General features: G+C 31.2%; 12 protein-coding genes. 10 read left to right on the plus strand and 2 right to left on the minus strand.

Annotated elements, in window-relative coordinates; all coding sequences use genetic code 11:
- Window positions 1-4: 4 nt before the first annotated feature.
- A complete protein-coding gene (locus tag ACWPVO_RS01810; protein ID WP_454206151.1) occupies window positions 5-1,723 on the minus strand; it encodes a DUF4037 domain-containing protein in 1,719 nt (572 codons plus the stop codon).
- Window positions 1,714-2,244: a BMC domain-containing protein gene (locus ACWPVO_RS01815; protein ID WP_195443557.1), complete on the minus strand. Its 531-nt coding sequence runs from the start codon at window positions 2,242-2,244 to the stop codon at window positions 1,714-1,716. Before ACWPVO_RS01815 ends, ACWPVO_RS01810 begins: the two co-directional genes overlap by 10 nt.
- 288 nt (window positions 2,245-2,532) lie before the next feature.
- On the opposite strand from ACWPVO_RS01815, the gene ACWPVO_RS01820 reads away from it, so the two are divergent.
- The 10 genes from ACWPVO_RS01820 to ACWPVO_RS01865 all read left to right on the plus strand — a co-directional run bounded on the left by ACWPVO_RS01820 (window position 2,533) and on the right by ACWPVO_RS01865 (window position 12,319).
- A complete protein-coding gene (locus ACWPVO_RS01820) occupies window positions 2,533-5,106 on the plus strand; it encodes a glycyl radical protein (RefSeq protein ID WP_195443554.1) in 2,574 nt (857 codons plus the stop codon).
- Window positions 5,107-5,119: 13 nt separating this feature from the next.
- Complete coding sequence (locus ACWPVO_RS01825) at window positions 5,120-6,037, plus strand: glycyl-radical enzyme activating protein (protein ID WP_040541784.1); 918 nt, start codon at window positions 5,120-5,122, stop codon at window positions 6,035-6,037.
- Between the two features lie 10 nt (window positions 6,038-6,047).
- Window positions 6,048-6,833, plus strand: coding sequence for a propanediol utilization microcompartment protein PduB (pduB, locus tag ACWPVO_RS01830; RefSeq protein WP_005957739.1), 786 nt, complete (start codon window positions 6,048-6,050; stop codon window positions 6,831-6,833).
- Window positions 6,834-6,857: 24 nt separating this feature from the next.
- Complete coding sequence (pduA, locus tag ACWPVO_RS01835) at window positions 6,858-7,139, plus strand: propanediol utilization microcompartment protein PduA (protein ID WP_005957821.1); 282 nt, start codon at window positions 6,858-6,860, stop codon at window positions 7,137-7,139.
- Window positions 7,140-7,224: 85 nt separating this feature from the next.
- Complete coding sequence (locus ACWPVO_RS01840; RefSeq protein WP_195443539.1) at window positions 7,225-7,749, plus strand: hypothetical protein; 525 nt, start codon at window positions 7,225-7,227, stop codon at window positions 7,747-7,749.
- The gene (locus ACWPVO_RS01845; RefSeq protein WP_005957812.1) at window positions 7,742-8,275 is read left to right on the plus strand and encodes a BMC domain-containing protein; all 534 of its coding nucleotides are present in this window, start codon (window positions 7,742-7,744) and stop codon (window positions 8,273-8,275) included. Before ACWPVO_RS01840 ends, ACWPVO_RS01845 begins: the two co-directional genes overlap by 8 nt.
- A gap of 7 nt (window positions 8,276-8,282) precedes the next feature.
- On the plus strand, window positions 8,283-8,546 hold the full coding sequence (locus ACWPVO_RS01850) for a EutN/CcmL family microcompartment protein (protein WP_005957819.1): 264 nt from the start codon (window positions 8,283-8,285) through the stop codon (window positions 8,544-8,546).
- Between the two features lie 9 nt (window positions 8,547-8,555).
- On the plus strand, window positions 8,556-9,872 hold the full coding sequence (locus ACWPVO_RS01855) for an aldehyde dehydrogenase (RefSeq protein ID WP_282925078.1): 1,317 nt from the start codon (window positions 8,556-8,558) through the stop codon (window positions 9,870-9,872).
- A 6-nt stretch (window positions 9,873-9,878) separates the two neighbouring features.
- Window positions 9,879-10,988, plus strand: coding sequence for a 1-propanol dehydrogenase PduQ (locus ACWPVO_RS01860; protein ID WP_282925079.1), 1,110 nt, complete (start codon window positions 9,879-9,881; stop codon window positions 10,986-10,988).
- A gap of 44 nt (window positions 10,989-11,032) precedes the next feature.
- Window positions 11,033-12,319 (plus strand): PocR ligand-binding domain-containing protein, encoded by a 1,287-nt coding sequence (locus ACWPVO_RS01865; protein ID WP_282925080.1) that lies wholly within the window; start codon window positions 11,033-11,035, stop codon window positions 12,317-12,319.
- Window positions 12,320-12,337 lie beyond the last annotated feature (18 nt).

Genomic DNA, 12,337 nt, shown 5'->3' on the forward strand with positions numbered 1-12,337 from the left:
TAACCTACTTTATCCATGTATCTTCATTTTTTAATTCTTCATTATTTATTTTTTTAACTATTTCAGAAGAATGATATTTTAAAAAATTTGCATTTAAATTCGAAAAGTTAGCTTTATTTAGGTATCCCACTAACTTCTCACACATTTCTTCAATAATGTCAATTTTTTGAAGTGATTCGCTAACGTCACTATAAGACAATAGAGCATCCATTTTTGAACAAGTATATTCGCCAAGTAAATGTAATGATTTTAGAGATCTATATTGCCACTTATAGAAAGGCATATACTTTTTATTTATTAGGTGAATAAATTCACAATAATATTGCAGAAATTCGCTAAGTGCAATCTGAGCTCCCATTAAATTATTTCTTTTTAAGCATCTTTGATAGTTATACTGACCTGATTGGGCAATTTTATTACAAAGGTAAGCTAGTTTCTTTAAAACTAAATCTTTTGGATAATATGCTAGAAGTCTTTGCCTAATATAAGAAAACTTGCCGTAATTATCTTCGAATATCTTTCCATTAGTAGCTACTGATAAAAGATCTTGAGGGACTTTTCTAAATTCTTTCAAAGTTAAAGGACCTTTTTCATAAAGAGTATAATACTTGTAAAAATCTTCCACTGCAATAATCTTTACAAGCCCATCACCTAAGTTTATTTCAGTGATAGGGAGTTGAGAAATTATATCTCTAGGTAAAAACCAATAACATCTCTTTATAAAATCGTGATCTTTAGAAATTTCATCATCAAAACCGTAACATTCAGAACCTTCACCAACTAGACCAAAGGCAGAATATCTAACAAAATCTGGATAATTTTTTAATATGAAGGGTTTTACATGGTTGAAATAAAAGTCCTCCGATATTTCTATACCTTTTTTCAAATTATTTTCAGTAATATAATGTTTTGACTCTGGTTTTAAATTTTCTTTAATGAAATTTAAGTTGCTAACTATATTCTTATAAGCCTCGCTTTCTCTTCCGTAAGTATTTTCAATGATTTTTTTTGAAATATTATAAAGTGATGTACTTTTTTCAATTTCTCCTATATTAAAATAATATTTTGCAAGATTATTGAGTACACTAGCATAAAGTGGATTAGATGGAGAAATCTTACTTTCAAGGAATTCTTTTGCTTTAAAAATATAATCTTCGGCTTCGCTATCTTTTTTCATAAGAGTGCAAACTTCAAATAAATTATTATATGTAGTTGCAAGTTGTATGCTATGGTGTGGAATTTCAGACAAAATCTTTTCAGCCGATTTTAAAAGATCATAGGCCCTTTGAGGGTTTCCATCTTCTAAGAAAAGAAGAGCCAAGTTGTTTGCGTTTGATGCGTATGAATAATTATAAAGGTTTAAATTTTTGAAAATTTTATCAGCTTTATTAAATAAATTCAAGGCCTCTTCTCTATCAGAATTCATTCTATAAGCATTTGCTAAATTCATAAGAGTATTTGCATAGGCTTCAGAGTTTTTGTTGAAATGAGTTTCAATGAGGGTTTTTGCAGTTAGTAGGCTTTGAATACTCTTAGAATAATCTCCTGTATTTCTAAGTGCGCCACCATAATCATTAAGTAATTCAACTAGCTTTGCAAAATCTTTATTGGAAAAAGCAATTTCAATAGCTTCTTCAATTAGAGGGAGCATTTCAACTTCTTTTCCGTCTCTTAAAAGAGAGTGGTATTTTTTTTGAATATTTTCTATTTTATCTAAATACATTTTATTAACTCCTCTACAGGATTTTCGATGATTTCTAAAGCGACAATTTCTTTATCTGAAAAATTATTTAAAATAGTCTCTTTTGAATTCTCAAGACTTGACAACAAACCGCTTAAGATAAGAATACCTTTTCCAAAAAGTCCGACTTGGAAATGAATTTTAATTATAGAAACACCAGATGCTTTTAAACATAAGTCAGAAGCCTTAATGGCAGAAATACTGTTTTTAAACTCACAAATCATTAAAGAAGATATTTTTATTGATTTGTCAGGAGAATTAATCCTGCCTATAACACCTTCATGTATATTTAGAATGGGTAGAGCAGATATGTTTTTTTCTTTTAAATAATTTTTTATTCCTAGGATATCGTGGTCATTTCCTTTAAATATAAAAAGAATACTCCCAGGACAAATATTTTTTACTAAAAAAAGTTCAACAGGATAATTTAAAATTATTGAATTTACTTCTTTATAACCAAGGGCTATACTTCGGAATTCAACAAGTAAATAAGAAGAATCCATAAAATCACTTCCTTATCTTATATAAGGATAATTTTATTTTAAGAAAAAATTAAATTCAACATATGTCTGGGAAAATGTTTTGATTGTACAACGAAAAGTTTATATTGTCACTTTTTCATAAAAAATTGGTAAAACGTTAGTCAACGAATATCAAAAGGATACATATTAAAAGTTTTAATTTTACCTTACAAAGGTTTGCATAATATTTTAAATCTAATTCTGGTAAAGTATATAATTTCCATAAGCTTGATGGTTTACATAAGCAAAATAAAATTTAGGAGGTATTTTATGTTAGAAAAAGGGTTTTCACAACCTACAGAGAGAGTGAAAAGACTAAGACAAGTTATTATCGATGCAGTGCCACAAGTTGAGTCTGACAGAGCAAGATTAATTACAGAGTCTTACAAAGAAACAGAAGGTCTTACAAACATATTAAGAAGAGCAAAAGCAGTTGAAAAACTTTTTAATGAGCTTCCAGTAACAATTAGAGATGATGAATTAATTGTTGGTTCCATTACAAAGGCACCAAGATCAACAGGACTATGCCCTGAATTTTCTTACGAATGGGTAGAAGCTGAGTTCGACACAATGGCAACAAGACTTGCAGATCCTTTTGTGATTCCAGAAGAAACAAAAAAAGAACTACATGAAGTATTTAAATATTGGAAGGGAAAAACTACATCTGAATTTGCAGATTCTTTAATGAGTACAGAAGCAAAGGATTGCATTGCAAATGGAATATTTACTGTAGGTAATTATTTCTATGGCGGTGTAGGACACGTTAATGTAGATTATGAAAAAATAATTAAAAAAGGTTTCAGAGGAGTTCTTGAAGAAACAGTCAAAGCAATGAATGAAATTGACGAATCAGAACCTGAATCAATTAAAAAGATGCAATTTTATAAGGCAGTTATAATTTCTTATAACGCTGCTATAAATTTTGCGCACAGATATGCTAAGAAGGCTGAAGAATTAGCAAATGTTGAAACTAATCCTCAAAGAAAACAAGAACTTTTAAGAATTGCAGAAAACTGTAAGAGAGTTCCTGAATATGGAGCAAGAGATTTCTGGGAAGCTTGCCAAGCTTTTTGGTTTGTTCAAATAATGGTTCAAATTGAATCAAACGGTCACTCAATCTCACCAGGAAGATTTGACCAATATATGTATCCATCTTATAAGGCAGATACAACCATTACAAAAGAATTTGCCCAAGAACTAGTAGATTGTATTTGGGTTAAGTTAAACGATATAAATAAAACTCGTGACGAAATTTCAGCTCAAGCCTTTGCTGGTTATGCAGTATTCCAAAACCTATGTGTAGGTGGACAAGATTCTGAAGGTTTTGATGCTACAAATGACGTATCTTATATGTGTATGGAAGCTGTTGCTCATGTTGCTTTACCAGCACCATCATTCTCAGTAAGAGTTCATCAAAATTCTCCTTATGAATTCTTATTAAGAGCTTGTGAAGTTTCAAGACTAGGATACGGCGTTCCTGCTTTCTATAACGATGAAGTCATTGTACTTAACTTAGTATCAAGAGGAGTTAAGCTAGAAGATGCAAGAGACTACTCAATTATAGGTTGTGTTGAACCTCAAGCAGGTCATAGAACTGAAGGATGGCACGATGCCGCTTTCTTTAACATAGCAAAAGTTCTTGAAATAACATTAAACAATGGTAGATGTAATGGAAAACAACTTGGACCTAAGACTGGCGAACTTACTGATATGAAGTCTATTGATGACATATTTGTTGCATATCAAAAACAAATGGAATACTTTGTAAAATACTTAGCTGAAGCTGATAACTGCGTTGATTATGCACATATGGAAAGAGGAAATCTTCCATTTATGTCAGCTATGGTTGACGATTGTATTAAGAGAGGTAAATCTGCTCAATCAGGTGGAGCTATTTATAACTTTACAGGACCTCAAGCATTCGGTGTAGCAGATTCTGGAGACTCATTATACGCTATTTACAAAAATGTATTTGAAGAAAAGAAAATTTCTCTTACTGATTTAAGAGAAGCATTAGAAAAGAACTTTGGATTCACAGACTCATTAATGCCTGGATGTGGATGCAATACTCAAACTGTTTCTGCTAAGGTTGGAGAAATGAATGAAAGTGAAATTTATGAAGCTGTTAAGAAAATCTTAGCTTCAACAGGATCAATTAATGTTGACGATCTTGAAAACAAATTAAATGAAGAATATGTAGTATCTAGTGATTGTGGATGTGGTTCACAAGAAACAACAGGAAAGTTCAGAACAATTCAAAAAATACTTGATAACACTGATAGCTTTGGTAATGATAATGAACTTTGTGACGAATTTGCAATCAGAGCTGCAAAAATTTATTGTGATGAAGTTGATAAATATACAAATCCAAGAGGAGGAGCATTCCAAGCAGGAATTTATCCAGTATCTGCCAATGTATTATTTGGTAAAGATGTAGGAGCACTTCCTGATGGTAGACTTGCACATGCACCACTTGCTGATGGTGTTTCACCAAGACAAGGTAAGGATACAAATGGCCCTACTGCTGCTGCTAATTCTGTAGCTAAGCTTCCACACGGTCAAGCATCTAACGGTACTCTTTATAACCAAAAGTTTTCACCACAAGCTGTTTCAGGAGAAAAAGGATTAAAGAACTTTGTGTCTATTGTTAGAAGTTATTTCGACCATAAAGGAGCCCATGTTCAATTCAATGTAGTAGATAGAAATACCTTAATTGAAGCACAAAAGAATCCTCAAGATCACAAAGATTTGTTAGTTCGTGTAGCAGGATATTCAGCTCACTTTGTAACATTAGCCAAAGAGGTACAAGACGATATTATAAATAGAACAGAACATACTATGTAAGTTGGAGGTGACTATGGATTCTATAAATTATAATGAAGAGGGTGTCGTATTTGATATTCAAAGATATTCAATAAACGATGGTCCTGGGATTAGAACCATAGTATTCTTAAAAGGATGCCCTTTGAGATGTATTTGGTGCTCAAATCCTGAATCGCAAAGAAAAGGAAAAGAGCTAATGTTTAGAGAGATTCTTTGCATACATTGCGGCATGTGCATCAAGGCCTGTAAACAAAAGGCATTAGACCCTAAAAACCCGAATTTTATCGATAGAGACAAATGTGTGATGTGTGAAGAATGCGCGAATGTATGTCCTTCTAGTGCATTGGAGGTTAAGGGTAAAGTAATGAATGTAGAAGAAGTTATTACTGAACTAAAAAAAGATGATTCTTTTTACTACAGATCCAATGGAGGAATAACACTTTCTGGAGGAGAGACTTTAATGCAACCTGAATTTGCTAAAGAAATTTTTAAAGCTTGCCGATCAAGAGGATGGCATACTGCAATAGAAACAGAAGGGTATGCTTCTGAAGAAGTAATAAGAGATGTTGTTCCACATATAGATTTAGTTTTACTTGATATAAAAGCAAACAATGATGAACTGCACAAAAAAGTAACTGGTGTAAGTAATGAGCTTATAAAAAAGAATGCAAGAATTTTACAGGAAATTGCCAATACAATAATAAGGGTACCAACTATCCCTGGTGTTAATGCAGATGAAAAAGAATTCGGGGATATAGTTGCTTTTGTAAAAACATTGCCAAATGTAAAAGAGTTACACATATTGCCTTATCATAACTTTGGTGAAGGAAAATATAATTTATTAGGTAGAGATTATGAACTATCTAATGTAAAAAAACTAGATGAAGATCATATAAACAAATTAAAAGAAATAGTGGAATCTAGTGGATTAATTTGTAAAGTAGGAGGCTAAGGAGGAAACGATGGATAAAGATTTATTAGAAAAAATAATGGGACAAGTATCTAATGAATTGGGAATAGACCAAAAAGATACTGAATGCTGTCCTTCAAATGGATGCAAAAAAGTAGACGTTACTGAATTTGTTGGAACAGCAATAGGAGATACAATCGGATTAGTAATAGCTAGTGTTGATCCAATGTTAGTAGACAAGCTAAATCTTGGAAAATACAAATCAATAGGTATTATTGGTTCAAGAACTGGGGCAGGTCCACAAATTATGGCTGTCGATGATGCAGTAAAAGCAACTAACACAGAAGTAATTACTGTTGAACTTCCAAGAGATACAAAGGGTGGAGCAGGACACGGATGCTTAATATATATAGGAGCAGATGATGTGTCTGATGCAAGACGTGCTGTAGAAATAGCGTTGGATGTACTTCCAAAATATTTTGGAGATGTATATTCTAATGACGCAGGCCACTTGGAATTCCAATACACTGCTAGGGCTAGTTATTGTTTAGAAAAGGCTTTTGGAACACCTAATGGAAAGAGCTTTGGTATGGTAATTGGAGCTCCAGCTGGAATTGGTACAGTTCTTGCTGATGTTGCTGTTAAAGCCGCAAACATTGAAGTAGTAGGATATGCTTCTCCAGGACAAGGAACAAGTTTTTCTAACGAAGTTATATTAACTTTCACAGGAGATTCAGGAGCAGTTCGTCAAGCTGTAAAGGCAGCTATAGAAGTTGGTAAAAAATTGCTAGGGGCTTTAGGAGAAGATCCTAAATCAACAACAAGTCCATATATTTAATAGAAAATAATCAGGAGGTAAATTATGAATTCAGACGCTTTAGGAATGGTTGAAACAAAAGGTTTAGTAGGTGCAATTGAAGCAGCAGATGCTATGGTAAAGGCTGCAAATGTAAATCTAGTAGGATATGAAAAAATTGGTTCTGGTTTAGTAACTGTAATGGTAAGAGGAGATGTAGGAGCAGTTAAAGCTGCTACAGATGCAGGTGCTGCATCAGCAAGAGCTATTGGCGAAGTAGTATCAGTTCACGTAATCCCAAGACCACATTCAGATACTGAAAAAATTATCCCTCACTTTGATAAATAATATTTAAGCATAATAGAATTGAGAAAAGTTAAAATATCTTTTGGTATTTTAACTTTTCTATTACTTATATAAGTAGGGTGATTAAATGAATATTAGTAAAAAAGAGCTTGAAGAAATTATAAAGCTTATAGCGAAACAAATTTCTGAAAATAGAAACATTAATTTTATATTCTCAAAGCCATGGAATAACAAATATTATATTGCCCTTGATAGTTTGAAAAAACTAAATTTAAATGCAAATGCAATTATAAGCCGAGAATTGGACGAAAGTCATAAGCTTACAATAAAGAATTCATGTTGTTGGAAAGAAGTTATAGATTTTGATGAAAATAAACTTGATTTAATTTCAAAAAACGATACTTTCTTCCTTGATATAAAAATGAAAAATATTGTTAATATAACAATGTTAAATGAAGATGAGCTTGAATCTGCACTTGTAATGAAACTTTTTGAAAATGGCAAAAATATATATTTATGGAAGGAAACAGTAAAAACTGTAACAGGGAAAGAACCTGAAAAATATATAAAGAAACTATTAAGTTATTATGAGGAAATTTTAAGTTATGGAATAAATATAGTTGATATAGAGGAAGTGAGAAATTATGAATAGGGCACTGGGACTTATAGAAGTAGTAGGTCTAACAAACGCTATTATAGTAGCGGATACAATGCTTAAAGCTTCAAATATAAAAATGGAAGATGTCGAAATTACTAAAGGGATGGGCTTTGTTACTGTGAAAGTATCTGGAGATGTAGGAGCAGTAAAAGCTGCCATCGATTCTGGAAAAAGTTTGGCAGTTTCATTTAACAAATTTGTTTCATCAAAAGTTATACCAAGGCCAGCTAATAGTCTTGACGGTTTTTTTCATTTAGACAAAGAGGATAAGCTTGAAGTTAACGCAAAAGATGAGGTAAAAACTTTAAGTAAAGAAAAAATAAAAGAAGTTGAAGATAAAAATAAAGTAGAAAATGAAAAAAAAGAAGAAAAGGTTGAAAAGGAATCTGAAACTAAAAACAATTTGAGTGAAAAAGAAGTTAAAATAGCTGAAACTGTAAAAGTTGAAAGCAAGGAAATCAAAAAAACTCAAAGCAAGAAAGCTAAAAAAGATTCAAAGAACCTTAAGACAAGTGAGTAGTGATATTATGTTTATCGCAAAAGTAGTTGGTAATGTTGTTGCAACAAGAAAAAATGACACCCTAGTAGGATATAAGCTTATGATAATACAGCCTATTAATGCCAAGGGCGAAAAAGTTAGAAACGAATCAGTTGCGGCTGATTATGTAGGAGCTGGTATTGGTGAGCTTGTACTAGTAGGTTCTGGTTCATCAGTTCGTGTAGAAGATGATAGGAAATCATCGGTGATAGATTTGGCAATAATAGGAATTATTGATGATTTAATTGTGTGAGGTAGATTTATGAATAAAAGAGCAGTATTTGATACAGTATGCGATGCAATAGATGCTGTAAAATCATCTTTTCAATTATATAGAAAGCTTGGGATCTCAGATAGAGAGGAAATAATACAAGAACTTAGAAAAGAACTTTTAAATCATGTAGATGAACTTGCACAAACAAGTTATGAAGAAACTTGCATGGGTAATGTTGTATCCAAAATTGAGAAAATAAAGTTGAGTATTGAGAGGACACCAGGAACTGAAGATTTAGTTTCAGAAGTTTTAACTAAAGATAAAGTTATGACTCTTTACGAATATTCTGCTTTTGGAATTGCTTGCGCTATTATGCCAAGCACAAATCCTGTAGCTACGGTAATAAATAATGTAATAGGTTTATTGGCTTCTGGCAATGCCGTTATTCTATGTCCCCACCCAAGGGCAATAGAAGTAACAAAATACCTTACTGACATAATAGCGACTACAATACTTAGAATATCAGGTATTGATAATTTGGTTACTACTCTATCTGAAGTTAGTATAAAAAATATATCAGAAATAATGCATCATCCTGATGTAAATTTATTGGTTGTAACTGGGGGAAGCGATATAGCGAGGGCTGCAAATAAATGTGACAAAAAAGTAATATCAGCAGGGGCAGCTAATCCTACCTTTATTGTAGATGAAACAGCAGACTTAGATAAAGCAGCTAGTTGCATTGTAAAGGGGGCTAGTTTTGACAATAACATTTTATGTGTTACAGAAAAGAATATAGTAATTGTGGAATCAGTTTACGATAAATTCAAAATAGCTCTTGAAAAAGAGGGAGTTTTTTACGTAGATACAGTTGAAGATATGTTGAAACTTTCTAAGGTTCTTTTAACAGAAGACTTGAAGCCAAATAAATTTTTTGGCGGAAAAGATGTAAAAGAAATATTAAAATTTGCTGGAATAGAATCTAATGGCGATTACAAATTAATAGCTGTGGATGTTCCAAAAATTCATCCTTTTGCAACAGAAGAGTTATTGATGCCGGTTGTTGCAATAGTCAAAGCAAAGAATTTTGACGACGCATTAGAAACATCATTAAATCTTGAACAAGGGCTGCATCATACAGCAGGGATTTATTCTAATATTATAGAAAGGCTTAATATTGCCGCTAAGCAAATGCAAACATCAATATTCGTAAAAAATGGATGTTCCTTAGAAGGTATAGGGTTTTCAGATAACAATCCCGTAAGTTTTACTATAGCAAATAAAACAGGTGAAGGTTCAACAAGTGCAAGAAATTTTGCTAGAAAGAGAAGATGTGCTTTGGTTGATGCCTTTTCTATTAGGTGATGAAGTATGAAAGATTTAATAAATAAAACAGAAATAGTATTTCAAGGAAAAGCTCTCAGTAAATTAAAAGAGATAGAAGAAAAGAGAATTTTAATAATAACAGATTCTTTTATTGCAAAAAGTGTTCTTATGAATAAAGTTTTAAGTAACATAAACGCATCAAATAAAGTTGTTATATATGACAAAGTTTTGCCTGATCCAAGTCTTGAAATAATAGGTCAAGCTTTGTCTCTATATATAAAAGAAAATATAGATATAATAATAGGATTTGGCGGAGGTTCCTCCATTGATTCTGCAAAAGGTGTAATATATTTTGCTAAGGAAGTTACAAATAAAGATGTTTATTTTATAGCAATACCAACAACAAGTGGAACTGGATCTGAAGTTACAAGTGTATCAGTAATAAAGGACAATGATACGCAAGTAAAACACTTGCTACAATCTTATGATATGTTACCGAACTTGGCTATCTTAGACACCTGTCTTGTTAAAGAACTTCCTAAGAAAATAATTGCAAATACAGGCATAGATGTTTTAACTCATGCTATTGAGGCCTATGTTGGTAAAAACAGAAGCTCATATTCCGATGCTTTAGCAGAAAAAGCTGGAGAATTGGTTGTTAAATATCTCTATAGAAGTTATAGAAATATGAACGATATTGAGTCCAAAGAAGAGATGCATTTAGCATCTATGATGGCAGGTATGGCATTTGAAATGGCAGGGCTTGGAATAAATCATGCAATAGCACATCAAATAGGAGCTAAATTGCAAATACCTCATGGTCTTTGCAATGGTATTCTTTTAACAAGTGTTATAGGATTTAATTCGAAAGTTGAATCAATGAAAAAAAGGTATGCTAATTATGCAAGAAAGATTGGAGTTACTACAGCTAAAGATGATACAGAAGCAGTAAATAATTTAAATAAATTTATTGAAGTCTTACAAGCAATTATGGATATGCCAAAAAGCTTAAGCGAATGTAATGTGTCAAAAGAAAAACTATTAGAATCGAAGAATCAAATTGCTGAGAATGCTTTAAAAGACAATTGTATGAAAACTTCTGTAAATAGTATAAGCATTGATGAGATAAAAGAAATTATTGAAAAGATATATTAGCTTTTATAAGATTATTATGAGATTAAATCGTCTTGGAGGGATTTATGAACATTAATAAAAAATATAAACATATACCTAATATAAAAATCAATGAAAAATACACAGACGGAAGAAGTAGAATTGACATATATTCGATTTTTGGAAAAGAATATTTAGAAGAAATTCAAAGAGTTATTTCTGACGTAACAGGTCTTGCTTTTGTCACAATTGATTATAAGGGAGAGCCTCTAACAGAGATGACAAATTTCTCTAAAAGATGCAGATATATTAGAGAAAATGTAATGTGCAAAAAAATATGTGAATTATCTGATGCATCTGGTGCTATAAGATCAGCTGTGTCTAAAAAAACATCAATTTATTTTTGTCCTTTTAATTTATTAGAGGTTGCAATCCCAATTGTTATCAATGATAAATATTTAGGTGCCTTTATAGGCGGTCAAGTAATATGTGAGGATGCTCCTGAAAAAGTCCTAAGGATGCAAGAACAACTTTTACTTGATGAAATAGATTTGGAAAGTTTACATCTAAATAATATAGATTTAAATTCAAAAAAGTATACATTTACAGAATTTGAGTCAATTGTGAGATTGGTTGAGCTAATAATTTCAGAGATAATAAAGAAAGAATTGATTTCAAGTTATCATGAAAGTAAAAATAAAAAGAGAATAAAGGACTTAGAAGAAAAGATAGAAAAGCTTGAAGGGAAAAACTTAGAGCTTAAGAACAAAATCTTAAAAATTAATAATAATTTAAACAAACTTTTTTTAAACGATTTGATGGAGTCACTTTCAAATCTTGCCTTAATAGAAGAAGCAAAAAATACCAGCCAATATAGCGAGTATTTGAGGAACTATTTCATTAACTCAATTGAAATTGATTCTGATTCTATAAATTATGTTTATAAAACTTTGATTAATTATTTCAAAATGAAAAAAATTCAATATAAAGATAGATTCAAATATGAAATTAATATCGATGATGATGTTAAGGAATGCAGTATGCCTTTTAAAATATTAATTCCTTATACTCTAGTTATGTGTTATCTAGGACTTAATTTCAAAGAGGAAGAGTACCACATTGAAATAAATGTAAAAAGAGAGGAAGACAATATAATTATTTTAATTAATGATAATGGAGTTGGAATTTCAAAAGAAGCATTTGAAAGGTTAAAAGATATACATAACATAAGCGGAGAAGTAAAAAACATGTTTGAATATATAAAGAATTTGGAAGATGATTTCAAAAAAATATCAAATGGAAAACAAGAAATAAATATTTTTGAAGACAATGAAAAGGTAGTTATTTCTATGAAATATCCTATGAAAAATTAGGGTGATTATATGTATAGT

This window comes from Peptoniphilus sp. Marseille-Q6390, assembly GCF_965119475.1.

Excerpts from the sequence above, each read along its gene's own strand:
- ACWPVO_RS01855 (WP_282925078.1), top strand. The coding sequence starts at position 8,556 with ATGAATAAAAGAGCAGTATTTGATACAGTATGCGATGCAATAGATGCT.
- ACWPVO_RS01825 (WP_040541784.1), top strand. The coding sequence starts at position 5,120 with ATGGATTCTATAAATTATAATGAAGAGGGTGTCGTATTTGATATTCAA.
- ACWPVO_RS01820 (WP_195443554.1), top strand. The coding sequence starts at position 2,533 with ATGTTAGAAAAAGGGTTTTCACAACCTACAGAGAGAGTGAAAAGACTA.
- pduB (WP_005957739.1), top strand. The coding sequence starts at position 6,048 with ATGGATAAAGATTTATTAGAAAAAATAATGGGACAAGTATCTAATGAA.
- ACWPVO_RS01840 (WP_195443539.1), top strand. The coding sequence starts at position 7,225 with ATGAATATTAGTAAAAAAGAGCTTGAAGAAATTATAAAGCTTATAGCG.
- ACWPVO_RS01845 (WP_005957812.1), top strand. The coding sequence starts at position 7,742 with ATGAATAGGGCACTGGGACTTATAGAAGTAGTAGGTCTAACAAACGCT.
- ACWPVO_RS01815 (WP_195443557.1), bottom strand. The coding sequence starts at position 2,244 with ATGGATTCTTCTTATTTACTTGTTGAATTCCGAAGTATAGCCCTTGGT.
- ACWPVO_RS01865 (WP_282925080.1), top strand. The coding sequence starts at position 11,033 with ATGAACATTAATAAAAAATATAAACATATACCTAATATAAAAATCAAT.
- ACWPVO_RS01850 (WP_005957819.1), top strand. The coding sequence starts at position 8,283 with ATGTTTATCGCAAAAGTAGTTGGTAATGTTGTTGCAACAAGAAAAAAT.
- ACWPVO_RS01810 (WP_454206151.1), bottom strand. The coding sequence starts at position 1,723 with ATGTATTTAGATAAAATAGAAAATATTCAAAAAAAATACCACTCTCTT.
- pduA (WP_005957821.1), top strand. The coding sequence starts at position 6,858 with ATGAATTCAGACGCTTTAGGAATGGTTGAAACAAAAGGTTTAGTAGGT.
- ACWPVO_RS01860 (WP_282925079.1), top strand. The coding sequence starts at position 9,879 with ATGAAAGATTTAATAAATAAAACAGAAATAGTATTTCAAGGAAAAGCT.